The following is a 24,405-nucleotide window of genomic DNA, read 5'->3' as shown; positions in this document are numbered from 1 at the left end:
CGGGCCATTCGTCTATCTGGCTCAGGCCGCGCGCGCTTCCACCAGGAACGTCTCGACCAGGCCACGCATCTTTTCCGCCTCCCGGGCCATGGAGGTAGCGGCCATCAGCACGTCGTGGGCGGCATGCCCCGTCGCCTCGGCGGCGGTTGACACCCCTTGGATGTTCTGGGTGACGCTGTCGGTGCCAGTCGCGGCCTGTTGGACGTTGCGGGCGATTTCCTGGGTGGCGGCCCCTTGTTCTTCCACCGCGGAGGCGATGGCGGTGGCGATATTGTTGATGTTCTCGATGGTGCCGGAGATGGCGCCGATGGCGGCCACAGCCCCTCGCGTCGCCTCCTGGACCGAGGCAATTTGGGTGCTGATCTCGTCGGTGGCCTTGGAGGTCTGATTGGCCAGGCTCTTGACCTCGCTGGCGACGACGGCGAAGCCCTTGCCCGCTTCACCTGCCCGTGCCGCCTCGATGGTGGCGTTCAGGGCCAGCAGATTGGTCTGTGCCGCGATGTTGGTGATCAGGCTCACGATTTCGCCGATCTTCTGGGTGGTCTGCTCCAGGCCGGCGACGATGACGCCGGTCTGGGTCGCCTGACGCACGGCGTCGCCGGCCACCGCTGCCGACTGGGCCACCTGGCGGCCGATTTCCTGCGTGGACGAGGCAAGTTCTTCCGCCGCCGAGGCGACGGTCTGGACGTTGCTTGAGGCTTCGACGGCGGCGGCGGCCACGGCGGCGGATTGGCGGGTGGTTTGCTCGGCGGATGACGATAGCGAGCTGGCGGTGGCCTGCATCTCCGTCGCGGCCGAGGCCACGGCGCCAATGACATCGGCGGCCTGGGTATCGAAGGTGCGGGTCAATCCCTCCAGGGCGGCAGCACGGGCGATGCGGGCGGCCTGCTCCTTCTGCTGTTCGGCGCGCAGGCGTTCGGTCTCGCGGGCGTTGTCGCGGAACACCAGGGCGGTCTTGGCGATGTCCCCCACTTCATCACCGCGAGCGGTGCCATAGATGTCAATGTCCAGTCGGCCCTGGGCCAGATCCTGCAGGTTGTGGACGATGCGGTCGATGGGAATTGTCAGGCCGCGGCGCGCAATCAGTATGCCGATGGCGACGCCGATAACGATGCCCGCGATAGCCACGATGGCGATCATCCAGGTCAAATCGCGGGCTAACGTCTGGGCCTGCTGGGCGACGGCGGTTCCGTCCTTGTCCAACTCCTCCTGCAGGGCCTTGATCTTGTCGCTGAGCGTGGTGGCAACGGCGCGCGACCGCATGACCTCGTCCAGGATCTCCTGTCGGGCGGCATCATTTTTCAGATCGGCGTGTTTGCGGCTGACTGACACCGTGGAGTCATATTGTTTTTTATAGTCATCGAAAGTAGTTTTGATGTCTATCAAGGCGGGCTGATATTTATCTTCCGCAAGCTTTTGTAGATTTCTTAAGGTATTGATGAATTCATCTGATCTTTTATTTGTAGTTCTGAAAACCTCGTCCGTTTCCCTGGGGTCGGCAGCCATGCGGAATTCACTGCGGTTCAGCAGAATGATGCTGGCGCCCATTTGGGCGGCTTGATTCAGGTTGGTGTCCATCACCTCCAGCCGATGGGTGGCGGTTGCCAGCTTCGACAGGCCAGTATACCCGGCGATACCGATGGCGAAGGCCGAAAGTGACATGATCGCAATGACGAACAATATCTTTGTAATAATCTTGGTGTTTTCGAGCATTTTTTGCCAAGCCTTTTTTGGTGTTGAGGTATTTATAATATGGACATCACGACTATCCAATATTGCCCATGAAATTTGGATATATTGGATTCGATTTAGGTAAATATCGTCGTTTCTGCTTTATTGTTTTCATGTGACACATATAACGACTAGTAGGAAATAGAAACGATTGAATTTCGTGGATGCGCTGACAGAACGAGAATCATGCACTCCAAGAGAAGTGTCTGGCAGATTTTCGTGTTTCCCCAGCATGGTTCGATTTCCAACTTTCAATTTTCTGATGAGGTGCATTTGCCACCGTAAGGCTTCCTATGGGCTGGCATGGCCATTCTTTGCTGGCCGTCGTCAACGCCTCGTGCCAGGTGTCCTTGCCACTGGGCCGGCGACGGCCATGTCGGCAGCAGGCCGCCCGTCAGGGGGCGCTGGCCAGTTCTGTTCTCAAATGTCGATGGGAAGGACTGGCCGACTATGGCCTCCGGCGCGCACGCGAATAGATCGAGGGGGCAACGCCGTACGCGGCGAGGAAGCGCCTGCTGAAATGCCCGGAATTGGTGAAGCCGGCGTACCTGCTTATTTCGGCGATGGATTTGTTTTGGAAGCCAGGGGTGGTCAGCAAGGATCTGGCATATTCGAGGCGCATCGAGATCAGGTCCTTGCTGAAACTTGTCCCGGCGGCGGCGAACAAGGCGTGCAGCGTGCGCTTTGAAATGCCCTGCTGGGCAGCGAAATCAGAAGGTGTCAACGCTGGGTCATGGAGGCGGTCGCGCATGGCCTGACGCAGGCGTCTCAGCGTGGCGCGTGGACCCGTCCTAAGCGCTGGTGCTTCTTGCCAGCCTGCCGTTAACGTCAGCAGTGCGCTGATCTGGTTGACAATTTCGCCAGGAGGCAGGGGTAGTTGATGCACGGTTTCAGGGTTTAGTTCCGCCATCACGCAGGCCAGGGCGCGGCCCCATCCATTATTGTCGCAGACATCCTTAAGCGCCATTTCCTCCGCACAAGGCGTTCTGGAGGCGAGCCAACTCTTGGGCAAAATCAGGACTTTGGCCTCGGTCTCTGATTCGAAGCGCAGAAGATATTCTACAGCGCTGTTCTTGAGGATCCACTGGCCAGGTTTGAGCCCGATCGTGGTGGCGCCATTGTTGCAGGATATGACCGCCGCGCCGTAGACAATATAAAGCAAACAAAAATCATCAATATGATCGCGGACAATAAGGTTTTTTGCCCGTATGACCGTGTGAGGGTCCACATGTTTGGACAGTAGTATGGCAGATCCAAGGGACGCTATGGTTGCTGATGCGGAAAAATTGCCGTGTTGATGGAAATCAAAATGTAATCCAGGTAGGAAAGTGCTGATCTTTTTTGTCCAGAATGACTTTCCGTCGTCAGATTTTTGGTCTCCGGTGGAAAAATTCAAGCATGCGCTCTTAAAATCCCATGCCATTATGGCCCTCTTAGGTGGTAACCCCTTTCTTTTAGAGATTAATACCTAAGCGTAGTAAATTGCATGTTTGTTAGTACTGTCTAAATGAATGGCAGACTTCACCGGGTGTGGCCGGAGCCACAAAGGAACTGATTAAATTTTTTCGTCCGTTAACATTGCGACAGTTCCTTTCACCCAAGTGATTGCCGGAATTATTCCGCCATATGGCGCCCTTTCGGGACCCTTCCGCCCGAATGCATTTCTTTCCTCCCTTGAAAGAAGATGGGCCCGGGATCTCTTCCCGGGCCACGGCGCTGTCCGACGGAAGGAAGGCGGGAAATCACGCCGCCTTGGCGTCCACCAGGAACTGTTCCACCAGGCCCCGCATCTTTTCCGCCTCCCGCGCCATTGAGGTCGCGGCGGTCAGCACGTCATGGGCGGAATGGCCCGTCTCATCCGCGGCCTGCGAGACGCCCTGGATGTTGTGGGTGACGCTGTCGGCGCCGGCGGCCGCCTGCTGCACGTTGCGGGCGATCTCCTGCGTCGCCGCCCCTTGCTCCTCCACCGCCGAGGCGATGGTGGTGGCGATGCTGTTGATGTTCTCGATGGTGCCGGAGATGGCGCCGATGGCGGTCACCGCCTCGCGCGTCGCCTCCTGGACCTGGGCGATCTGGGTGCTGATCTCCTCCGTCGCCTTCGAGGTCTGGTTGGCCAGGCTCTTCACTTCGCTGGCCACGACCGCGAAGCCCTTGCCCGCCTCGCCGGCGCGCGCCGCCTCGATGGTGGCGTTCAGGGCAAGCAGGTTGGTCTGGCTGGCGATGTCGGTGATCAGCTTCACCACGTCGCCGATGCGCTGGGCGGTCTGCTCCAGGCCGGCGACGATGGTGCCGGTGTGGGTGGCCTGGCGCACGGCGTCGCCGGCGACCGTGGTCGACTGCGCCACCTGGCGGCTGATCTCCTGGATGGAAGAGCTGAGTTCCTCGGCGGCGGCGGCTACGGTCTGGACGTTGGCCGAGGCCTCCACCGCGCCGGCGGCCACGGTGGCGGACTGGCGGGTGGTCTGCTCGGCCGAGGCGGACAGCGAGCTGGCGGTGGCCTGCATCTGCGTGGCGGCGGAGGCGACGGCGCCGATGACGTCGCCGGCCTGCACGTCGAAGGTGCGGGTCAGGTTTTCCAGGGCGGCGGCACGGGCGACGCGGGCGGCCTGTTCCTTTTCCTGCTCGGCGCGCAGGCGTTCCGCCTCGCGGGCGTTGTCACGGAAGACCAGGGCGGTCTTGGCGATGTCGCCCACCTCGTCGCCACGCTCGGTGCCGAAGATCTCGACGGTCAGGCGGCCGTGGGCCAGGTCCTGCAGGTTGCGCACGATGTGGGTGATGGGGGTGACCAGACCGCGGCGGGCGATCAGCATGCCGACGACGATGCCCACGGCGATGCCGATGACGGCGACCGCGACGATCATGATGGTCAGGTCGCGGGCGACGGCCTGGGCATCCTGGGCCACGGTGGTGCCATCCTCGTCCAGGGCCTCCTGCAGCACCTTGATCTTGTTGCTGAGCGCGGTGGACGCGGTGCGCGACTGCGCGACCTCGTCCAGGATTTCCTGGCGGGCGGCCTCGTTCTTCAGGTCCGCATGCTTGCGGCTGGCCGCCATCGTGCCATCGAATTCCTTTTTGTAGGCGGCGAAGGCGGTCTTGATCTCCGCCAGCATGGGCCGGTACTTGCCCTCCACCTGCTGGTCCAGCAGGGTCATGTTCTTGGTGAACTCATCGACCCGGCCGGCGACGTTCTTGGCGACGTCCTCGGTATCCTTGGGATCGGCGGCCATGCGGTATTCACCGCGGTTCATATAGATCACGTTGGCGTTCAGCTGCGCCGCCTGGTGCAGGTTGGTGCCCATGACGTCCAGGCGGTGCGTCGCGACCGACAGCTTCGACATGCCGATGTAGCCGGCGATGCCGATGGCGACGGCGGAAAGCGCCATGACGAGGATGACCAGGTTAATCTTTGTTAGGATTTTGGCGTTGGCCAACATGGTTGCGGATCCTTAGGGCGGCGGGCTTGTCCCGGCGTGATAGCAGCGATTGGTTAATGGCCGGTAAAAACCACAAGCCGGATTTCAAGGTCAACGCATGGCCACCATCCATTATTGCCGGGAAGGTATAATTTAGATGTTTTCTAAAAATTGACCTAAGCGGTTATTTCAATGGGAAGTGGAGATGGCCGCTGCGGATATGTGCGCTGTCATGTTTAGCCTGATAGTACTTATGACATAGACCGTGAGATCTGGACGGTCCAATGCCAGGGACATACCTATCCTGCGGAAATCAGGTGGTTATACCGGCCATGCGTTTGCGTGGGGATAATCATCGGGCGCGACATATCCGAAATCCCTTTCAGCCCCGCCGCCATGGACAGGGGGGGCGTCATTGCCTAAAGTCGCGGCTCCATTTCCGTAATCCAAGTTCATGAAGGCGACGGGTTCCCGCGATGCGCTCCTCCCAGTTTTTCCTGCCCACCCTGAAGGAAACCCCGGCGGAGGCGCAGATCGCCTCGCACCGGCTGATGCTGCGCGCCGGCATGATCCGGCAGACCAGCGCCGGCATCTACGCCTGGTTGCCGCTGGGCTGGAAGGTCCTGCGCAAGATTTCGCAGATCGTGCGGGAGGAGCAGGACGCCGCCGGCGCCCAGGAACTGCTGATGCCCACCATCCAGTCGGCGGAGCTGTGGCGCCAGTCGGGCCGCTATGACGACTACGGCAAGGAGATGCTGCGCATCACCGACCGTCACGACCGTGAATTGCTGTACGGCCCCACGAACGAGGAGATGATCACCGACATCTTTAAGACGTTCGTGCGCAGCTACAAGGACCTGCCGAAGAACCTCTACCACATCCAGTGGAAGTTCCGGGACGAGATCCGCCCCCGCTTCGGCGTCATGCGCGGCCGTGAGTTCCTGATGAAGGACAATTACTCCTTCGACCTGGACGCCGAAGGGGCCAAGCTGTCCTATCGCAAGATGTTCCTGGCCTATCTGCGCACCTTCGCCCGCATGGGGCTGAAGGCCATCCCCATGCGCGCCGACACCGGCCCCATCGGCGGCGACCTCAGCCATGAGTTCATCATCCTGGCCGAGACGGGCGAAAGCGGCGTGTTCTGCCACAAGGATTGGCTGAACCTGGACGTGCTGCAGAACCCGCCCGAGGCCGGCAGCGACCTGAAGGACTTCTTCGCCAAGTACACCAGCATCTACGCCGCCACGGACGAGAAGCACGACCCCGCCACCTGCGAGGTGCCGGAGGACCAGCTGGTCTCCGCCCGCGGCATCGAGGTCGGCCACATCTTCTATTTCGGCACCAAGTATTCCAAGCCCATGGGCGCCGTGGTCGCCGGGCCGGATGGGGAGCCGGTGGCGGTGGAGATGGGCAGCTACGGCATCGGCGTGTCGCGCCTGATGGGCGCCATCATCGAGTCCAGCCATGACGAGAACGGCATCATCTGGCCGGACGCCGTCGCCCCCTTCCACGTGGGCCTGATCAACCTGAAGGCCGACGACGCGGCGTGCGCCAGCCTGTGCGACGACCTGTACGCCAAGCTGAACGCCGCCGGTGTCGAGACGCTGTACGACGACCGCAACGAGCGCCCGGGCGCCAAGTTCGCCGACATGGACCTGATCGGCCTGCCCTGGCAGCTGACCGTGGGCCCGCGCGGGCTGAAGGCCGGGGTGGTGGAGCTGAAGCGCCGCGCCACCGGCGAGAAGCGCGAGCTGTCGGTGGAGGCCGCCCTGGCCGAACTGATCAAGGCCTGACCAGGGGCAAGAAACGGGACGCCCGCCCCTGTCGCGCATGGTAGGAGCGGGCGCCTTTTTTCCGCCCAGAATCGCGCGCATTGCCTCATCACTTTCCACCCTCGACGGCCCGGCCCCCCCGAATGATCTTTTCCGCCTTTGAACGCATGGTCGCGATGCGCTACCTCCGGGCGCGCCGGCAGGAGGGGTTCATCTCCGTCATCGCCGGCTTTTCCCTGCTGGGCATCGGCCTGGGCGTCGCCACCCTCATCATCGTCATGTCGGTGATGAACGGCTTCCGCACCGAGTTGCTGGGCCGCGTGCTGGGCCTGTACAGCCATCTGGAGGTGCAGTCCCTGCTGGGCCCCATGCCCGAGAACGACGCGGTCACCCAGCGCCTGCTGACCGTGCCCGGCGTCACCGCCGTCATGCCGACGGTGGAGGGCCAGGCCCTGATCACCCAGGACGGGACGGCCAGCGCGGCTTATGTCCACGGCATCACGCCGGAGGATTTCCGCCGCCGGCCCATCGTCTCCACCCATCTGGTCGAGGGGGCGGCCGAGGCCTTCGGCGCCGCCACCGGCGCCACGGGGGACGAGGCCAACCTGGGCGACGGCATCGCCATCGGCAGCCGCATGGCCAAGCGTTTGAACCTGCATGTGGGTGACCAGCTGCGCCTGGTCAGCCCGCGCTTCAACCAGACGGCCTTCGGTTCCATCCCCCGCGCCCGCACCTATCCCGTGGCCGCCATCTTCGACGTCGGCATGTACGACGTGGACAACAGCCTGATCTTCATGCCCCTGGCGGCGGCGCAGACCTTTTTCGGCGTGGCCAACGGCTACACCTCCATCGAGGTGTTCGTGCAGGACCCCACCCACATCGATCCCTACCTGGCCGCCGCCACCCGCGCGGCGGGGCAGGAGTACCGCGTCTATGACTGGCGCCAGCGCAGCGCCGCCTTCGTCAGCGCCATCGACGTGGAACGCAACGTCATGTTCCTGATCCTGTCGCTGATCATCCTGGTGGCAGCGTTCAACGTCATCAGCAGCATGATCATGCTGGTCAAGGACAAGGGGCGGGACATCGCCATCCTGCGCACCATGGGCGCCAGCCGAGGCATGGTGTTGCGCATCTTCTTCCTGACGGGCGCCAGCATCGGCGTGGTCGGCACCGTCTTCGGCATGGTGCTGGGCGTGCTGTTCACCAAGAACATCGAAGCCATCCGCCAGTTCCTGCAGGCCATCATCGGCCGCGACCTGTTCAACGCCGAGATCTATTTCTTCACCCAAATCCCGGCCAGGCTGGACTGGATGGAGGTGACGCAGGTGGGCGTCATGGCCCTGTTCCTGTCTTTCGCCGCCACCGTCTATCCCTCCTGGCGGGCCGCTCGCCTCGATCCGGTGGAGGCCCTGCGCTATGAGTGACGTGTCCGTCATGGAAAAGCCCATCATCCCCGCCACGGGCGATACCGTGCTGGAACTGTCCGGCGTCGTGCGCCGCTTCCAGCAGGCGGGTGCGGTGCTGGAGGTGCTGCGCGGTGCCGCCTGTTCGGTGCGCCGGGGGGAGATCGTGGCCCTGGTGGGGCCCAGCGGCGCCGGCAAGTCCACCCTGCTGCACATCGCGGGATTGCTGGAGCATGCCGACGGCGGCGTCATCCGCATCGACGGCCGCGACGCCGCCACGCTGGACGATGCCGGCCGCACCGCGCTGCGGCGGCAGACCATCGGTTTCGTCTACCAGTTCCATCACCTGCTGCCGGAGTTCAGCGCGGAGGAGAACATCGTCCTGCCGCAGATGATCGCCGGCGTGTCCAAGGCGGTGGCGCGGGAACGGGCCAAGGAGCTGCTGGCCCAGGTGGGCCTGGCCGCGCGGGGCAGCCACCGTCCGGCCCGCCTGTCGGGCGGCGAGCAGCAGCGCGTGGCCATCGCCCGCGCCCTGGCCAACCGGCCCAGCCTGCTGATCGCGGATGAACCCACGGGCAACCTGGACCACCATACCTCCGACGACGTGTTCGCCCTGCTGACCCGCCTGGTGCGGGGCAGCGGCACGGGTAAAGACGGCTTCGGCGCCCTGGTCGCCACCCACAACCTGGACCTGGCGGCCCGCATGGACCGGGTGGTGGAACTGCGGGACGGCGTGCTGGTGGAGTCTTGAGCCAGCTGACCCTGGACCTGCCGCCGGGCTTCGATCCCGACGCCGCCTGGCGCTATCACGGCCGCGACTGGTACCGCGACCGCGACGCCCCGGCGGAACGGGTGGCGGGTCCCGCGCTGACCAAGGCGCTGGAGTTCGACGGCCGGGCCTACCTGCTGACCCTCACGGCACCTGCCGGCGGCGGTACCCTGGTGATGGGCATGGACAGCGATGATCCCCTGATCCTGGCGCGCGCCCAGCGGGTGGCCCTGCGCATGTTGGGCCTGACACCGGCGCTGGCCGATGCCGCCGCCGGGCTGGAGGCGCGGGCGGACCACGACGCGACGACGGCGCGGCTGGTGGGAAACCGCCGGGGCTATCGTCCACCCCTGGCGGCCACCGTGTTCGAGGCGCTGGCCTGGGCCATCATCGGCCAGCAGATCAACCTGACCTTCGCCGCCGACCTGCGCCGCCAGCTGATCCTGCTGGCCGGCCGGCCGCACCCCTCGGGCATGATCGCGCATCCGGAGGCGGCGGCGGTGGCGGCCCTGGATCCGGAGCTGCTGACCGCCCGCCGCTTCTCCCGCTCCAAGGCACGCTACCTCATCGATGCCGCCCAGGCGGCGGTGGCGGGCCGGCTGGACCTGGCCGCGCTGGAGCGGCTGGACACCGACCCAGCCGGCGAGGCGGCGGCCGAGGCGGCGCTGCTGGCCCTGCGCGGCATCGGGCCGTGGACCACCAACTACGTCCTGATGCGCGGCTGCGGCCTGCCCGACCGGGTGCCGGTGGGCGACGCCGGCCTGGCGGCGGCCCTGCAGCGCTTCCACGCCATGGATCGCCGCCCCACGGCGGAGGAGCAGGCCACCCTGATGCACCCCCATGCCCCCTGGCGCAGCCTGGCCACCGCCCATCTGTGGGCCAGCCTGGCCTGAGGCGCGCCGGCGGCCCGCGGTGGCGCGGCAGGCCGTCGCACTCACCAGAAGAGCGACGATGGCGGGGGTTTTGTCACGGACGTGCGCTTGCGGGGGCCCGCCGGCCTTTGCGATACTGCGCGGCTTGCAACCGGCGGGACCGTTTCAGATGCGCCCTTTCCTTTTTTTGACCGCCATCCTGACGCTGGCCGGTCTGCTGTCGGTGGCGCCGCGGGCCGCGACCGCGGGCGTGACGGATTGCCGCCTGAACCCCGTGGGTGAATTGCCGGTGCATCTGGAAAATGGCCTGCCCATCGCGGACGGCGTGTTGAATGGCAAGCCGGTGCGGGCGCTGATCGATACCGGCTCGACCCGCCATTTGGTGTCGGTGGAGGCGGCACGGCGCCTGGGGCTATCCTTCCTGGAGCGGCGTGTGCCGGGCCTGCAACTGGGCCAGGGCGATTGGGTCAAGGCTGGCACCCTGCAGGCCGATACCCTGCAGATGGGGCCGTGGCAAGGTACGGACGCCCGGGTGCAGGTGGTCGAGGCGGGCGACTTTGGCGCTGGCGCCGATATGGTGCTGGGCCAGGACCTGTTCGTGCAGTCGGATGTGGAACTGGATATGGCGCACAACGTCATCCGCTTCTTCCGGCCCAGCGGCTGCGACGATGTGCCATTGGCCTATTGGGCGAAGACCTATTCCCAGGCCACCCTCCGCTCCCGCGGGTTCGGTGGCTTTTCCGTTAGCCGCGTGGTGGTGCGGCTGAACGACCAGGAGTTCTGGGCGCGGCTGGACACCGGCGTCCGCACCAGCGCGGTCAATACCCGCATGGCCCACCGCGTGGATGTGCGCGAGGATTCGCCCGGCTCCCAGCCGGGGCCGGAGCGGCATGACATCGGCCGCCTGCCGGTGCCCACATGGATCGGCACCTTCGGCACCCTGGCGGTTGGGGATGAGGTGATCCGCAATGCCCGCCTGTCGGTGGGCGATTACTACAACCTGGGCGTGGCGCGCGATGGCACCCTGAACATGGTGCTGGGCATGGACTTTATCCGGTCCCATCGCATCTACATCGCCAATAGCCAGGACAAGATTTACTTCACCAATGTGTCGAAGCCGGTTTTCGGCGCGGGATCATAGGCGACGCCAGGTCTCAAACTGGAGTTGGGGGGATGCGTATGCGTGTGTGGGGAAGACGGGCTGCCATGCTGGCCGCCCTGGCGGGGACCATCGCACCGGGGCTTGCCTGGGGGGGAGTGGCCGACTGTCATTTGAACAAGATCAGCGAACTGGCGCTGAAGCTGGAGCGCAACCAGCCTATCGTCGAGGGCAGCATCAACGGCAAGGCCGTGCGCGCCCTGCTGGATACGGGCTCATATCGCACCATGCTGACGTCCACAGGGGCGGCGCGTCTGGGCCTGGACGTTACCAAGCACTATGAGGCGGGCAAGGTCGCCGGTGTCGGGGGCGAAGTCCATATTGGCTCCGCGCCGGTGGACAAGCTGACGATCGGTTCTTGGCAGGTCAATGACCTGCGTCTTCAGGTGATCGATAATAGCAATGTTGGACCTGGGGTGGAGCTGATCCTGGGCCAGGATATTTTCAGTCAGGCCGATGTCGAACTGGACTTCGCCCACAGCATCGTCCGCTTCTTCCAACCCCAGGGGTGTGATGATGTGCCACTGGCCTATTGGGCGCAATCCTACGCCGAGGCCTTGATGAAGCCGCCCCAGGGACGCCGAACCGCCAATATCGTTCATGTCGCCCTGAACGGCTATGAGTTCTGGGCGACGCTGGATACTGGCGCCAGCCACAGCAGCCTTCAGCAGCGCATCGCCCACCGTGCCGGCGTGCATGAGGATGACGCGGGGGTGACGCCGGGTGGCGGCAGCCATGGTATCGGCAAGGACACCATCAACACCTGGATCGGCACCTTCGAGACCTTCACAATCGGTGATGAGACGGTGCGCAACGTGAAAATCCGCTTTGGCGATTATTCGCGCGGTTGGGATCCTGAGAAGGCTGGGGCTACCGACATGCTGTTGGGGGCGGACTTCATCAAGACCCACCACATCTACATCGCGAACAGCCAGAACAAGCTATACTTCACCAACGTCGGCCGGCCGATCTTCTCGGTTGAACCGGTGGCGGCACGGACGGAATCCGAAGGCGGGAAGTCCGAGGATAAGGGGGCCGGCTCCAACTGAGGCAGGGTGGTTGGGCGCACGGATCGGACTCCTTAGCCTCGTCACTCATATCGTAGCGCCCGCACCGGCCGCTCGCGGGCGATGCGGGCCAGGTGAGCGGCCACCGTCACCCAGGCCAGCCCCAGCGACACTGCGGCGGCGGCCACGAACCACAGCGGGTCGAGCGCGACGCGGTAGGCATAGCCATCGAGCCACCGCCGCAGGGAGGGGCGCCATCCGCGCGCGGACAGGGTCCCGGAAACGGAGGCGTCCCCGCCGCGACACGCGTGCCTTGGCGGTGCCCCGCCCATCGTGGCAGGGTGGGGTGGTGAGGAAATGGTTGGTGGTGTGAAATGGGCGTGACGCCGGCGGGTGCGGGCCGGGACCGGTGGTCCCAAGTGATGACGGTGGTGCGGGTCGCCAGCGGCAATTTCCTGGAAATGTACGACTTCATGGTGTTCGGCTATTTCGCCGGCGCCATCAGCCGCGCCTATTTCCCCAAGGGCAGCGACACCGCCGGCCTGCTGCTGACCTTCGCCACCTTCGGCGCCGGCTTCCTGATGCGGCCCATCGGCGCCCTGGCGCTGGGCGCCTATATCGACCGCAAGGGGCGGCGTGACGGCCTGCTGCTGACCCTGGGCCTGATGTCGGTGGGCACCATCACCATCGCGCTCATGCCGGGCTATGCCACCATCGGCTTGCTGTCACCCCTGCTGGTGCTGCTGGGCCGGCTGGTGCAGGGCCTGTCGGCGGGGGTGGAGCTGGGCGGCGTCTCCGTCTACCTGTCGGAGATCGCGACGCCGGGCCACAAGGGCTTCTACGTCAGCTGGCAGTCGGCCAGCCAGCAGGTGGCGGTAATGGTGGCGGCGCTGATCGGCGTGGCGCTGACCTTCTATCTGCCGCCCGACACCATGCAGGCCTGGGGCTGGCGCATCCCCCTGGTGGTGGGCTGCCTGATCGTGCCCTTCCTGTTCCACATCCGCCGCTCCCTGACCGAGACGGAGGTTTTCCTGGCGCGCAAGCACCGGCCCACGGTGGGGGAGATCCTCGCCTCGCTGGCGGCCAACTGGGGGGTGGTGCTGACGGGTGTGGGCCTGGTGCTGATGACCACGGTGTCCTTCTATTTCATCACCGCCTATACCCCCACCTTCGGCCGCGACGCCCTGCACCTCAGCGACATGGACGCCCTGCTGGTCACCCTGGCCGTGGGCGCCAGCAACCTCTTGTGGCTGCCCCTGTCGGGCGCCCTGTCCGACCGCATCGGGCGCCGGCCCATCCTGGTGGCCTGCACCGCGCTGGCGCTGGCCACCGCCTATCCAGCCCTGAGCTGGCTGGCGGACGCGCCCAGCTTCGGCCGCCTGCTGGGGGTGGAGCTGTGGCTGTCCTTTCTCTACGCCTGCTACAACGGCGCCATGGTGGTCTACCTGACCGAGATCGTGCCCGTGGCCGTGCGCACCGCCGGCTTCTCCCTGGCCTACAGCCTGGCCACGGCGGCCGGCGGTTTCACCCCGTTCGTCAGCACCTACCTGGTGAAGCACGGTGGCAACGCCGCCATGCCGGGCCTGTGGCTGTCGGCGGCGGCGTTCTGCGGCCTGGTCGCCGTGCCGGTTAGCACGCGGTTCGCCAAGCGGCACGCGGAGGGGTGAGGGAGGGGTCAGGCGGCTTCCAGGATGGTCATTTCGACGCGCAGGCCGGCGGCGCTGGCCATGTTGACCAGGGCGTCCAAGCCAAACAGATCGATCTTGCCCCGCACCAGATCCGAGATGCGCGGCTGTGTCACGCTGAAAGTCTTGGCGGCCTCCGCCTGGGTCAGGCCCTGGCGGGTGATGTAGTCTTTCAAGGTCATCGCCAATTTGGAACGAAGCTTCATGTTCTCGGCTTCCGCCGGCGTATCCTCTATGGCGTCCCAGACGCTGGAGAACCGATTGTCGGTCATTTCCGTTTGCCTTTCCTTTCCTCGGCCTTATGACGCTTCAGCCGTTCAACAAGGCTGCCGTATCGATCTTTCGCGATTCCAAGATCACCCGATGGCGTCTTCTGGGTCCTTTTCTGGAAACAGTGCAGCACGTATACGGCGTCTTCGAATTTCGCGACGTAGATTACACGATAGATGCCGGATTGGTCGGTGATCCTGATTTCCTGAACACCCGGACCGATGGTCTTCATCGGCTTCCAATCGTCCGGCAATCTTCCATGCTGGAGATTGTCGATCTGATGGCCCGCTTCTCTTTTGGCGGCCAAGGGGAAGCTTCGTAGTATTTCCAAGGAATCACCTAGGAACTCCACGTCCTTGGGGGCTCCTGGTTCCCTGCTCCCAGCATTTCTCATAAATCAATTCATACAAGATTTTGTATATCGCGGCAAGTGGAAGCCAAGCTACTCATTCGTCCGGGCCGGCTGTCCCCGCGCCAGCCAGACGGTGTGCCGGCCGCAATCCGGATCCTCCGCGCGATACTCCATGACATCGAAGCCGTGCGCGTCCAGCAGGGCGCGGTATTCGGTCGGGTCCAGGCTGGCGTGGTATAGCGGCTCGCCGGCGTACTGCCCCATGGCCACGCCGTGGCGGGGGCCGCTGGTGAACATCAGGGCCGCACCGGGCAGGGCGTGCCGTTGGAACACGGCGAACAGGGCGCGCTGGTCGTCGAAGTCCAGGTGGAAGAAGCTGTTCCAGGCCAGGATGCCGGCGTAGCGCCGGCCCAGATCCAGGTCGCGCATGTCGGCCAGCCGCCAGTCCTGGTCCGGCATGCGGCCGCGGGCCAGATCCAGCAGGGCGGGGGCACTGTCCACGCCGGTGACGGCACGGCCCCGGGCCACCAGGTAGGTGGCCATGGGGTCGCCGCCGCCGCACCCCAGGTCCAATATCGGCCCCGGCGGCGCCAGGGCCAGGAAGCGGTCCAGCCAAGGGCCTTCCATGTGGGGGCGTTGGCGCTGGGCGGCCTGGCGATCGGCCTCCCATGCCAGGCCGTGGCGCCGGTACAGGTCGATGATGCGGTCGGCGTCGTCGTCCACGGGGCAAATCCTTGGTGCGGCCTGTTTCCATCCTTGCCCATCCAGCGATAGGCCAAGCGGGGCGGCGGCACAAGGGCAGCGGTGCCGGTTAGGGGGCGCGCACCGTCGCCAGGAACTCCGCCACCTCCCGCCGCAGATGCTCGGACTCGGTCGACAGGCTGTGTGCGGCGGCCAGCACCTGCGTCGCGGCTGCCCCGGTTTCCCCGGCGGCTTGGGTGACGCTGGCGATGGTGCTGGATACCTCGCTGGTGCCGGCGGCGGCTTGGGTGATGCTGCCGGCGATGTCGTTCGCCGCGGCGCTCTGCTGGTCGACGGCCGCGGAGATTGCGGTGGCGATGCCGCTGATCTCCCCGATGGTGTCGGCAATGGCCGATATGGATAGGCCGGCGGCGTTGGAGGCGCGCTGGATGTCGCTGACGCGGGTTGCGACCTCTTCGGTGGCCTTCGCGGTCTGGGTCGCCAGGGCCTTCACCTCGTTGGCTACGACCGCGAAGCCCTTGCCCGCCTCGCCCGCGCGTGCGGCCTCGATGGTCGCGTTCAGCGCCAGCAGGTTGGTCTGGCTGGCGATCTCGCTGATCAGCGCCACCACGGCGCTGATGTCGGCGGCGGAGCCCTTCAAGGTGGTCACCGTTCCGACCGTCTCACCGGTGGTGGTGACGGCGGCCGATGCCACGGTCGAGGACCGGGCCACCTGACGGCTGATCTCGGTGATCGAAGCCGACAACTCCTCGGCCGCGCTGGCGACGGTGTTGACGTTGGCGGCGGCGACGTCGGCGGCGCCGGCCACCGTCTGCGATTGCCGGCTGGTTTCCTCGGCGGTGGCGGCCATGGTCTGGGCTGCCGCCTGCATTTCCGTGGCGGCGCCCGCCACTGCATCGACCACGCCTTTGACGGAGCTTTCGAACCGGGACGCCATGCCCAGCAGTGCCGCCTTGCGCCGCGCCTCGGCCTCCTGCTTTTCGTGCGCCGCGGCCTCTTCCATGGCGCGAACGCGCAGGGTGCTCTGCTTGAACGCCTCTGCGGCCTGGGCCAGGTCGCCGATTTCATCCCGGCGGCCCAGCCCCCGCACCAGGACGGTCGTGTCCCCGGCCGTCAGGCGGGACATGACGGTGATGATGCCGCTGATGCCCCCGGTCACGGACCGGACGACGATGACCGCGAGGATGATGCCGCCGACGATGCCGAGCGCGCTGATGCCGACGGTCAGGATCATGGTGCGGCTGAAGCGCGCCACCGACTCGTCGAAGATCCGTTTCGCTTCGTTGACCTGCAGGGCGATCAGCGGCGCCAGCCGCTCCATCACCCGACCGAAGGCGTCCCGATCCTGGGTGTCGCTACCGACCAGCTGCCGATACGCGGTGTAGGCCGGCTCGAACGCGTGCACCAGGTTGGCTTCTTCCGGCGTCAGGTAGGTGGACATGTAGTGGGACCAGGCTGCCTCCATGCCCTTGTCGGCGCTGGCGGCGGTCGTGCCGACACCGCGCGCCGCGCGCAACCGGTACAGGTTGTCCTGAACGGCGGTCAGATCGGCCAGCGCGACCGTGCGGTCCTCGTAAACGCTCTTGAGATCCTGGTTGGTGGTCCAGGCGCCGTGCAAGCCCATGAAGCCGGTCAAAACGGCGACAAGCGCCAAGCACCCCACCAGGAGGGTGAGGCGAACCCCAATCTTCACGTTATTCAGCATTGCAGGACGGTCCCTCGAATATTCATTCGTGGACTCTGCGGCCTGGACTCTGAAGCGATGCTTAATGGACTACCCACAAAGGGGTGCGCGAACGGATAGTGTTAGTTCAGTGAATTAACCACCGGCAGCAGCAGCTGGGCCTTCAGCCCCGGGCCATTGTCCTCCAGCACCAGGGTGCCGCCGTGGCGCTGGGCCACCGCGTCCACCAGGCTCAGGCCCAGGCCGCTGCCGGGGCGGGCCTGGTCGCGGTCCAGGCGGAAGAAGCGCTCGCGCACGCGTTCGCGGTCCTCCGCCGGGATGCCGGGGCCGTTGTCGGCCACGGTCACCTTCACGCGGGATGAGCCATCGGCGGTGACGGTCAGGCTGACGTGGCCACCCTCGGGCGTATATTTCAGGGCGTTGTCCAGCAGGTTGGCCAGGGCCTGGCCCAGCAGCTGGCGGTTGCCCTGGACCGTGGCGGCCGGGCCGGTCGCCTCCACCGCCATGGTGAAGGTGATGCCCTGGTCCTCCGCCACCGCGTCGTACAGCTCACCAGTGCTGAGCGCCAGGGTGTCCAGCGGCACGGGGGCGATGGGCAGGTTGCCGCCCGACTCCACCTCGGCGATGGCCAGCAGGGCGCGGAAGGTGGCCAGAAGGTGGTCCACCTCCTCGATCGCGGCCTCCAGCACCTCGCGCGGGTTCTCCACCGTGTCGTGCATCAGGGCCAGTTCCAGGCGCGTGCGCAGGCGAGTGAGGGGGGTGCGCAGGTCGTGGGCGATGCCTTGGCTGACATGGCGGATGCCGGCCACCAGCGCCTCGATGCGGTCCAGCATGGCGTTCAGCGTGTGGGCCAGCTGGTCGAACTCGTCACCGCTGCCCGTCAGGGGCACGCGGCTGACCAGCATGCCCTCGCGGATGGCCTCCGCCGTGCGGGTCACGCCGTCCAGGCGCCGCAGCCAGACACGGCTCATGGCCAGGCCGCCCACTAGGCCCAGCACCAGGGCCAGGCCCATGCTCCAGCCGATGACGCGCTCCAGCCGCTCGCGCAGCACCCGCACCTCGCCCAGGTCGCGGCCCACCAGCACGCGATAGCCGCCGGGCAGGACCGCGATCAGGGCGCGCACGTCGCCGGGCCGCACCTGGCCGCTGCTGGGATCCTTCACCGGCAGGTTGGCCCAGCCGGCCTCATCCACGCCCTTGGGCCAGAACTGGTTGCCGGCCAGGGTGGCGCCCGAGCCCGCCGACAGGATGTAGATGGAGGAGGCGTTGCCCATGCCGCGCTCGTTCACCGCTTCCGCCAGGCTGGCCATGCCGCCGGTGCGGTAGCGGTCGGCCAGGGCCTGCATGTCCTCGCGGATGCCGGTGTCGGCCTGGCCCGCCAGGAATCCCGCCGTGGACCAGTAGATCAGCCACAGCACCAGCAGGACGGAGCCGATGAACAGACCCAGATAGATCAGCGCGAAGCGGAAAGTGGTGGTGCGCAGCAGCCGGCCCAGATGGCGGTGCCGGTCGGACGGCAGATCCATGCCCGCCGCCTCTGACGCCGGACGTTTCACGGACGTAAGCAATACCCGGCCCCCCGCACGGTCTGGATCAGGGGCGGGTCGAAGCCCTTGTCCACCTTCTGGCGCAGGCGCGCGATATGCACGTCGATGACGTTGGTCTGCGGGTCGAAGTGATAGTCCCACACCTGCTCCAGCAGCATGGTGCGGGTCACCACGCTGCCGGCGTTGCGCATCAGGCATTCCAGCAGCTGGAACTCGCGCGGCAGCAGGTCGATGACCTTGCCGCCCCGCTTCACCGTGCGGGCCAGCAAATCCATCTCCAGATCGCTCACCACCAGCTTGGTGGCCTGGGTCTGCGGCGCCGCCCGGCGGCGTCCCAGGCTTTCCAGCCGGGCCAGCAGCTCGGAAAAGGCGTAGGGCTTGGTCAGGTAGTCGTCGCCCCCCGCGCGCAGGCCGGTCACCCGGTCCTCCACGCTGCCCAGGGCGCTCAGCACCAGCACGGGCGTGTCGTTGCCGGCGGCGCGCAGCAGGCTGACGAGGGACAGGCCGTCGCGGCCGGGCAGCATGCGGTCCACCACCAGGGCGTCGTAATGCTCCGCCCCCGCCAGGTATAGCCCCTGGGTGCCGTCGGGCGCGTGGTCCACGGCGTGCCCCGCCTCCTTCAGGCCTTTCAGCATGTAGGCGGCGGCCTGGGCGTCGTCCTCGATGACTAGGATCTTCATGGGGGCAACCTGGGTTGGGGAGGGTACCAGACAAAGGGCCGGGCGGTGGAGTTCCGCCCGGCCCCGTCAGGTCTTCAATCGCCGGGATTCACTATCCCGGAGAGGCATCAGCCCTTGGGCGTCACGGGCAGGGGCAGGAACATCTGCTGGTCACCACGGCGGACCAGCAGCAGGACGGACTTGCGGCCGTCCTTCTTGGCCTTTTCCACCTGGCTGTTCACGTCCGCCGGCGCCTTCACGCTCTCGTTGTTCACGCTGGCGATGATGTCGCCGGGGCGCAGGCCCAGATCGTCCTTGCCGGGGTCGACGATGACGACGCCCTGGGCGTCGTTGTCCAGGCCCATGCGCTCCCGCGTGCGGTCGTCCAGCTTGCCCAGCTTCAGACCGGCCACCGAGGCGTTGTCACCCTTGCCGTCCGGCGAGGTGGAGCCGCCAGGGCCGTTGTCCTTGTCGCCGCTGTTGGGCGCCTCGCCCAGCTTCACGGAGACGGTGATGGCCTTGCCGCCGCGCAGCACGCCCAGGTCCACGGTCTTGCCCGGGTCGATGCCGGCCACGTTGCGGGCCAGGTCGCGCTGGTTGTCGATGGACTTGCCGTTGATGCTCTGCACCACGTCGCCCTGCTTCAGGCCGCCCTTCTCCGCCGGGCTCTTGGGCGAGACGGCGTTGATGATGGCGCCCTTCGGCTCCTTCAGGCCCAGGCTGTCGGCGATCTCCGGCGTCACGGCCTGCAGGGTCACGCCGAGATAGCCGCGCTGCACATGGCCGGTGGCCTTCAGCTTTTCGATCACCGGCTTGGCCACGTTGGACGGAATGGCGAAGCCGATGCCGACCGAGCCGCCGGTGGGCGAGAAGATGGCGGTGTTGATGCCGATGACCTCGCCATTGGCGTTGAAGGTCGGGCCGCCGGAATTGCCCTTGTTGATCGAGGCATCGATCTGCAGGAAGTCGTTCAGGTTGGCGGCGTCGATGTCACGGCCGCGGGCCGAGACGATGCCGGCGGTGACGGTGCCGCCCAGGCCGAAGGGGTTGCCCACGGCGATCACCCAGTCACCCGGGCGCATCTTGTCGCTGTCGCCGAAGGCCAGGGCCTGCAGCGGCTTCTTGGGCTCGACCTTCAGCAGCGCCAGGTCCGACCGCTCGTCCTGGCCCACGATCTTGGCCGGCACGTCGTCGGTCTGGTCCTGGAAGTGCACCTTCACCTCGTCCGCGCCCTCGATGACGTGGCGGTTGGTGACGATGTAGCCGCTGGGGTCGATGACGAAGCCCGAGCCCAGGGCAGATTCGATGCGGGGGCGGCCATTGCCGCCGCGGCCGCCGGGCAGCGCCTCGTCCGGCAGGCCGAAGTGGCGCATCATCTCCTGCAGTTCCTGTGGCACCTGCGGCGTCGTCACCTTGTGCGCGGCGGTGATGGTCACCACCGCTGGCGTCACCTTCTCCACCAGGTCGGCGAAGCTGGGCAGCGACGCCGGGCTGGCGGCGTGGGCGGTGATGGCGGCTGGCGGCGCCACCAGGGCGGTGCCGGTCATCAGGCCGATGGCCAGCGCGGTGACGGCCAGACGGGGAAAGCGCTTCTTGGCGGTGCGAACGGTGGGCAGGGAGGTCATGGTCTCAAGCTCGCTTTCACGAATGTATTTCTTGGTTTTAGCGCGTCCGGAACCCGCCCGGCGCGGGCCGGGTTCCGTGGGATCAGGTCAGGGAATTGCGGCCGGATTGCGGACCGGCCAGTACTGTTCAGGTATCGATGGAGCCATCGTCGAAACCGCCGTCGTCGGCGCTGTCGTAGCTGGCGTCCTGGTATCCGCTGTTGTCGTCGCGATAGGCGTCGTCGCGGTAGTTGGCGTCCTGGCGGCCGCTGTCATATCGGTCGCCATTCTCATTCACGATGGTCTCGTTGACGGTGGTGTTGTTGATCACCGTCTCCTCCACCCGGTCGCCGCCGTAGCCGGCACCCCAGGGGGAACCACCGCCGAAGCCGCCGCCATGGCCGCCCCGGAACAGGGATTCCACCGCGTCGGCCGCCAGCACGCCGCCGGCGACGCCGGCCATGGTCTCGAACATGCCGCGCATGAAGCTGCGGGGCTGGGCGTAGGCCGGCGGCGCGCCGTAGGTGGGCTGGCCGTATGCCGGCTGCGGCGCGGCGTAGGCCTGGCCGTAGGGCGGCTGGGGCTGCTGCTGCGCCGGGTAGGAAGACTGGCCCCAGGGGCCGGAGGGTTGGCCGGAGGGCTGCCCCGGAGCTTGGTTGAACGACTGGCCGCTGGACTGGCCGGTGAAGGGTGGGGGCCCGCCCTGCGGCCGGCTGGCGGCGTTCTGCTGCAGGTCGGCCAGCCGGCGCTGCGCATCGACCAGCGCCTCCTGCTGGGCCAGCAGGGCCTGGGCCATGATGTAGGGCAGAGCGGGCTGGCGCGACAGCGCCTCACCCACCAGGCGGTCCGATTCAGGGTCGCGGGGCATGCCGTCCAGTCGGGACACACGCGCCAGCAGGGCTGTCAAATCTTCGCGGTCCTTCGGGGTCATGATGGTTCCTCGACTGCTTTCCTTTGTTACCGTCTTAACACGGCGGCCCAACTAACATGGGGCGATCATCGCCCGCCGCAACGAGGATGATCATGGTCGGGACAGACTTTCCAGCCCGTGGCAGCAGGATTAAGTTTTTTTCATGCTGCGGCGGGCTTGAAGCGATAGGAACGCCCCTGTCCTTTTGACTTGTGGAAGATGCCTTCCTGGGGCATGCCGTCTGCCCATGGCCATCATGCTCCCCCTGGCGCCGCCCGCCTATACGCCTGACGAGATGCGCGCCCGCGTCCTGTACCGGGACGCCGACGTCCTGATCGTGGACAAGCCCTACGGCCTGCCGGTGCATTACGGCACCAAGTCCACCGACCACCTGGAACGCTATCTGCCCTGGTTGGTGGCCGAGGGCGCGCCGGCGCCGCGCCTGGCCCACCGCCTGGACAAGGACACCACCGGCTGCCTGGTGCTGGGCCTGAACGAGACGGCGTCCACCCGCCTGGGAAAGCTGTTCCTGGCGGGCCGGGTGGGCAAACGCTACTGGGCGGTGGTCAAGGGCCGGCCGGAGACGGCGGAGGGCCGCATCGAGCTGCCGCTGATCAAGCGTCCGGTGCCGGGATGTTCCCGCATGATGGTGGATCATGACGAGGGCAAGCACGCCCTGACCGAATGGCGGCTCATGGCCACCGGCGACGATTCGGACGGGCAGGTCCTGTCATGGCTGGAACTGACGCCGCGCACCGGACGTATGCACCAGCTGCGGGTGCATTGCGAGGCCATGGGCTGGCCGATGCTGGGCGATCCCATCTATGGGCGTGACTGGCGGGTGGAAGGTGGTCGCGACCCGGCGCCGGCCATCCCGCTGCACCTGCACGCCCGCTGGGTGGCCTTGCCGTGGTGGGCCCCGTCCGAGCCGCCGCTGGAAGCCACGGCCCCCCTGTCGCCGCATCTGGCCGCCACCTTCCAGCGCCTGGGTTTCATCGTCGAAACCAGCTGACTCAAGCGACGACGGGTTGGCGCGGGGCCGGCGTATAAGGACTGTCGCCAGCCGCGCCGGGCGCACAAAAGAGAAAAGGTCGGTGGCATGACACCACCGACCCAGTAGGCTTGGAAGGAATTCAAGACAGGACGGCAGCAGACCGCCTTGGCTTGAGGTAGATCCACTACGCGACCGGACAGGCCAGGACGCCGGCCCGATCTCCGCAGGTACGGGGAACGTCCGCCGGGCAGGGTGGTCTAGAACCCCAGCCCGGGTACTTGCCGGCGCCGTTCCCGCCCTCTCGGTTGGGGCAGAAGGGACGGGAAGTCGCTCGCGGTCTAGGACGAGCGGGCGCCGGTGCCACCAGCCAAGGAGACGGCGCCGCGGGCGGGGGGTTGGGGCTCCCGTCCGGGGCTGTCGCCGTCTCCATCGGCTGGCGACGAAGGGACAGTGCCACGCCAAGCTGACCGCATCCTGACAAGGATGCCGGGCATAGCGATTTCCGGGCGGCGTCACATTTTTGCCCTTCGGGCATGCCATAAGCCCTTTGCCCGTGCCCCCGGCACCCTGTCGTTTCCGCCGATTCCGACTCCGCCGCCTTCGAGGGGCGCCCTCCGTCACTGTAGACGGGGCGTTAACCTTCCTGGGATAGGGTTGGTGACGCGGGGAACGCCTTGGGCGCCTGCGGCTTGGCTATTTGGGGTGCCGTTTGGTGCCGTTTGCATCCGGAACCCTTCCGCATCGCCGCGGATGATGCGATAGAGTTTCGTGAGGCGGACGCCGCTGCATGATCACGTTGTCAGAACCCGAGTCAGATACCGCTCCCATGTTGACCTCCCTCTCGGCCGCGTCCGGTTCCAAAGCGCAGCAGGCGGCGGCACCTGCGGCCAAGCGCCTGTCCATCGTCATCCCCATGCATAATGAGGAAGGCAACCTGGCCGCCCTGTTCCAGCGCCTGGTCCCGGTGCTGGAAGGCATCGGCATGCCGTTCGAGATCATTTGCGTGGATGACGGCTCGCGCGACGGCACCTTCGCCGCCCTCAGGGACCATCAGGCGCGCGAACCCCGGCTGAAGCTGCTGCGCCTGTCGCGCAACTTCGGGAAGGAGGCGGCCATGTCCGCCGGCCTGTCCCACGCCATCGGCGACGCTGTCGTGCTGATGGATGGCGACCTGCAACACCCCCCCGAAACCATCGCCATTTTCGTGGAGCAGTGGCGCCAGGGCGTGCAGATGGCTTATGGCGTGCGCGCCAGCCGGCTGACCGACCCGTGGCTGCGCCGCTTCCTGACCAAGATCTATTATCGCCTGCTGGACAACCTGTCCGAGGTGACGCTGCCGCGCGGTGCCGGTGACTTCCGCCTGCTGGACCGCAGCGTGGTCGATGCCCTGAACGCCATGCCCGAGCGCAACCGCTTCATGAAGGGCCTGTTCAGCTGGGTGGGTTTCCGCCAGGTGGCCGTACCGTTCGAAGTGGCGCAGCGTCATGCCGGCGCCACCTCCTTCAACTTCTGGCGCCTGTTGCGCTTCGGCCTGGACGGCGTCGCCTCGTTCAGCAACGTGCCGCTGCGCGTGTGGTCCTGGCTGGGCATCGCCCTGTCGGTGCCCTCCTTCTTCTATGGCCTGGTCATCATCACCAAGACCATCATGTTCGGCCGTGACACGCCCGGCTACGCCTCGCTCATGGTGGCGGTCCTGTTCCTGGGGGGCGTCCAGCTCATCGGCCTGGGCGTCCTGGGCGACTATCTCGGCCGCGTCTTCACCGAGGTGAAGGGCCGCCCCATGTACCTGGTGAACGAGAAGGTGGGCTTCGATGACGCGCCACTCGCGGGTGGCGCCGGGGGGCATCCCTGACCTCCATGCCCCTCGTCCGT

At 66.3% G+C, this 24,405-nt stretch carries 20 protein-coding genes; 9 read left to right on the top strand and 11 right to left on the bottom strand.

All coding sequences use genetic code 11. From position 1 onward, the window contains the following. Positions 1–21 precede the first annotated feature (21 nt). The 3 genes from FBZ88_RS31300 to FBZ88_RS10310 all read right to left on the bottom strand — a co-directional run bounded on the left by FBZ88_RS31300 (position 22) and on the right by FBZ88_RS10310 (position 5,165). Positions 22–1,713 (bottom strand): methyl-accepting chemotaxis protein, encoded by a 1,692-nt coding sequence (locus FBZ88_RS31300; RefSeq protein ID WP_145616739.1) that lies wholly within the window; start codon positions 1,711–1,713, stop codon positions 22–24. A gap of 466 nt (positions 1,714–2,179) precedes the next feature. After that, a complete protein-coding gene (locus FBZ88_RS10315) occupies positions 2,180–3,154 on the bottom strand; it encodes a helix-turn-helix domain-containing protein (protein ID WP_145616738.1) in 975 nt (324 codons plus the stop codon). A gap of 319 nt (positions 3,155–3,473) precedes the next feature. Continuing rightward, positions 3,474–5,165, bottom strand: coding sequence for a methyl-accepting chemotaxis protein (locus FBZ88_RS10310; RefSeq protein WP_145616737.1), 1,692 nt, complete (start codon positions 5,163–5,165; stop codon positions 3,474–3,476). A 455-nt stretch (positions 5,166–5,620) separates the two neighbouring features. Here FBZ88_RS10310 and proS point away from each other — a divergent pair, with 455 nt between their 5' ends. From proS to tcuC, 7 genes are all read left to right on the top strand, one after another. Then, on the top strand, positions 5,621–6,937 hold the full coding sequence (gene proS, locus FBZ88_RS10305) for a proline--tRNA ligase (protein WP_145616736.1): 1,317 nt from the start codon (positions 5,621–5,623) through the stop codon (positions 6,935–6,937). Positions 6,938–7,059: 122 nt separating this feature from the next. Continuing rightward, positions 7,060–8,340 (top strand): lipoprotein-releasing ABC transporter permease subunit, encoded by a 1,281-nt coding sequence (locus tag FBZ88_RS10300; protein WP_145616735.1) that lies wholly within the window; start codon positions 7,060–7,062, stop codon positions 8,338–8,340. Continuing rightward, positions 8,333–9,070, top strand: coding sequence for an ABC transporter ATP-binding protein (locus FBZ88_RS10295; RefSeq protein WP_246138606.1), 738 nt, complete (start codon positions 8,333–8,335; stop codon positions 9,068–9,070). The genes FBZ88_RS10300 and FBZ88_RS10295 overlap by 8 nt, the downstream gene beginning before the upstream one ends. Continuing rightward, a complete protein-coding gene (locus tag FBZ88_RS10290; protein WP_145616734.1) occupies positions 9,067–9,981 on the top strand; it encodes a DNA-3-methyladenine glycosylase family protein in 915 nt (304 codons plus the stop codon). The genes FBZ88_RS10295 and FBZ88_RS10290 overlap by 4 nt, the downstream gene beginning before the upstream one ends. A 148-nt stretch (positions 9,982–10,129) precedes the next feature. Next, complete coding sequence (locus FBZ88_RS10285; RefSeq protein WP_186464318.1) at positions 10,130–11,101, top strand: retropepsin-like aspartic protease; 972 nt, start codon at positions 10,130–10,132, stop codon at positions 11,099–11,101. 32 nt (positions 11,102–11,133) lie between these two features. Beyond that, a complete protein-coding gene (locus FBZ88_RS10280; protein ID WP_145616732.1) occupies positions 11,134–12,168 on the top strand; it encodes a retropepsin-like aspartic protease in 1,035 nt (344 codons plus the stop codon). A 332-nt stretch (positions 12,169–12,500) separates the two neighbouring features. Further along, positions 12,501–13,793 carry an MFS transporter gene (gene tcuC, locus FBZ88_RS10275; protein ID WP_145616731.1) on the top strand — a complete coding sequence of 431 codons (1,293 nt, stop codon included), beginning with the start codon at positions 12,501–12,503 and terminating at the stop codon, positions 13,791–13,793. Positions 13,794–13,801: 8 nt separating this feature from the next. On the opposite strand, the gene FBZ88_RS10270 is transcribed toward tcuC, so the two are convergent. The 8 genes from FBZ88_RS10270 to FBZ88_RS10235 form a co-directional block, all read right to left on the bottom strand. Beyond that, the gene (locus tag FBZ88_RS10270; RefSeq protein WP_145616730.1) at positions 13,802–14,083 is read right to left on the bottom strand and encodes a helix-turn-helix domain-containing protein; all 282 of its coding nucleotides are present in this window, start codon (positions 14,081–14,083) and stop codon (positions 13,802–13,804) included. Further along, on the bottom strand, positions 14,080–14,475 hold the full coding sequence (locus FBZ88_RS10265) for a type II toxin-antitoxin system RelE/ParE family toxin (RefSeq protein WP_145616729.1): 396 nt from the start codon (positions 14,473–14,475) through the stop codon (positions 14,080–14,082). Before FBZ88_RS10265 ends, FBZ88_RS10270 begins: the two co-directional genes overlap by 4 nt. Before the next feature lie 48 nt (positions 14,476–14,523). Beyond that, complete coding sequence (locus FBZ88_RS10260) at positions 14,524–15,156, bottom strand: class I SAM-dependent methyltransferase (RefSeq protein WP_145616728.1); 633 nt, start codon at positions 15,154–15,156, stop codon at positions 14,524–14,526. A gap of 88 nt (positions 15,157–15,244) precedes the next feature. Continuing rightward, positions 15,245–16,840 (bottom strand): HAMP domain-containing methyl-accepting chemotaxis protein, encoded by a 1,596-nt coding sequence (locus FBZ88_RS10255; protein ID WP_145616727.1) that lies wholly within the window; start codon positions 16,838–16,840, stop codon positions 15,245–15,247. A gap of 101 nt (positions 16,841–16,941) precedes the next feature. Further along, positions 16,942–18,345 (bottom strand): sensor histidine kinase, encoded by a 1,404-nt coding sequence (locus FBZ88_RS10250; RefSeq protein ID WP_145616726.1) that lies wholly within the window; start codon positions 18,343–18,345, stop codon positions 16,942–16,944. Between the two features lie 26 nt (positions 18,346–18,371). After that, positions 18,372–19,046, bottom strand: a complete 675-nt coding sequence (locus tag FBZ88_RS10245; protein WP_145616725.1) for a response regulator transcription factor — start codon at positions 19,044–19,046, stop codon at positions 18,372–18,374. 107 nt (positions 19,047–19,153) lie between these two features. Next, positions 19,154–20,650, bottom strand: coding sequence for a Do family serine endopeptidase (locus tag FBZ88_RS10240; protein WP_145616724.1), 1,497 nt, complete (start codon positions 20,648–20,650; stop codon positions 19,154–19,156). Positions 20,651–20,777: 127 nt separating this feature from the next. Then, on the bottom strand, positions 20,778–21,560 hold the full coding sequence (locus tag FBZ88_RS10235) for a DUF2076 domain-containing protein (protein WP_145616723.1): 783 nt from the start codon (positions 21,558–21,560) through the stop codon (positions 20,778–20,780). 226 nt (positions 21,561–21,786) lie between these two features. Between FBZ88_RS10235 and FBZ88_RS10230 the strand changes: the two genes are divergently transcribed. Both FBZ88_RS10230 and FBZ88_RS10225 read left to right on the top strand, forming a co-directional pair. Next, the gene (locus FBZ88_RS10230; RefSeq protein ID WP_246138603.1) at positions 21,787–22,551 is read left to right on the top strand and encodes an RluA family pseudouridine synthase; all 765 of its coding nucleotides are present in this window, start codon (positions 21,787–21,789) and stop codon (positions 22,549–22,551) included. 808 nt (positions 22,552–23,359) lie between these two features. After that, positions 23,360–24,385, top strand: coding sequence for a glycosyltransferase family 2 protein (locus tag FBZ88_RS10225; protein WP_246138602.1), 1,026 nt, complete (start codon positions 23,360–23,362; stop codon positions 24,383–24,385). The last annotated feature ends 20 nt before the right edge of the window (positions 24,386–24,405 follow it).

Source organism: Nitrospirillum bahiense, assembly GCF_007828025.1.
GTDB classification, from domain to species: Bacteria; Pseudomonadota; Alphaproteobacteria; order Azospirillales; family Azospirillaceae; genus Nitrospirillum; species Nitrospirillum amazonense.
This window is presented reverse-complemented; position numbering and strand designations above follow the sequence as displayed.

Coding starts and splice junctions, on each gene's coding strand:
- FBZ88_RS10235 (WP_145616723.1), bottom strand. CDS start 21,560: ATGACCCCGAAGGACCGCGAAGATTTGACAGCCCTGCTGGCGCGTGTG.
- FBZ88_RS10250 (WP_145616726.1), bottom strand. CDS start 18,345: ATGGATCTGCCGTCCGACCGGCACCGCCATCTGGGCCGGCTGCTGCGC.
- FBZ88_RS10270 (WP_145616730.1), bottom strand. CDS start 14,083: ATGACCGACAATCGGTTCTCCAGCGTCTGGGACGCCATAGAGGATACG.
- FBZ88_RS10265 (WP_145616729.1), bottom strand. CDS start 14,475: ATGAGAAATGCTGGGAGCAGGGAACCAGGAGCCCCCAAGGACGTGGAG.
- proS (WP_145616736.1), top strand. CDS start 5,621: ATGCGCTCCTCCCAGTTTTTCCTGCCCACCCTGAAGGAAACCCCGGCG.
- FBZ88_RS10255 (WP_145616727.1), bottom strand. CDS start 16,840: ATGCTGAATAACGTGAAGATTGGGGTTCGCCTCACCCTCCTGGTGGGG.
- FBZ88_RS10310 (WP_145616737.1), bottom strand. CDS start 5,165: ATGTTGGCCAACGCCAAAATCCTAACAAAGATTAACCTGGTCATCCTC.
- FBZ88_RS10285 (WP_186464318.1), top strand. CDS start 10,130: ATGCGCCCTTTCCTTTTTTTGACCGCCATCCTGACGCTGGCCGGTCTG.
- FBZ88_RS10245 (WP_145616725.1), bottom strand. CDS start 19,046: ATGAAGATCCTAGTCATCGAGGACGACGCCCAGGCCGCCGCCTACATG.
- tcuC (WP_145616731.1), top strand. CDS start 12,501: ATGGGCGTGACGCCGGCGGGTGCGGGCCGGGACCGGTGGTCCCAAGTG.
- FBZ88_RS10230 (WP_246138603.1), top strand. CDS start 21,787: ATGGCCATCATGCTCCCCCTGGCGCCGCCCGCCTATACGCCTGACGAG.
- FBZ88_RS10295 (WP_246138606.1), top strand. CDS start 8,333: ATGAGTGACGTGTCCGTCATGGAAAAGCCCATCATCCCCGCCACGGGC.
- FBZ88_RS10315 (WP_145616738.1), bottom strand. CDS start 3,154: ATGGCATGGGATTTTAAGAGCGCATGCTTGAATTTTTCCACCGGAGAC.
- FBZ88_RS10225 (WP_246138602.1), top strand. CDS start 23,360: ATGTTGACCTCCCTCTCGGCCGCGTCCGGTTCCAAAGCGCAGCAGGCG.
- FBZ88_RS10240 (WP_145616724.1), bottom strand. CDS start 20,650: ATGACCTCCCTGCCCACCGTTCGCACCGCCAAGAAGCGCTTTCCCCGT.
- FBZ88_RS10280 (WP_145616732.1), top strand. CDS start 11,134: ATGCGTATGCGTGTGTGGGGAAGACGGGCTGCCATGCTGGCCGCCCTG.
- FBZ88_RS31300 (WP_145616739.1), bottom strand. CDS start 1,713: ATGCTCGAAAACACCAAGATTATTACAAAGATATTGTTCGTCATTGCG.
- FBZ88_RS10300 (WP_145616735.1), top strand. CDS start 7,060: ATGATCTTTTCCGCCTTTGAACGCATGGTCGCGATGCGCTACCTCCGG.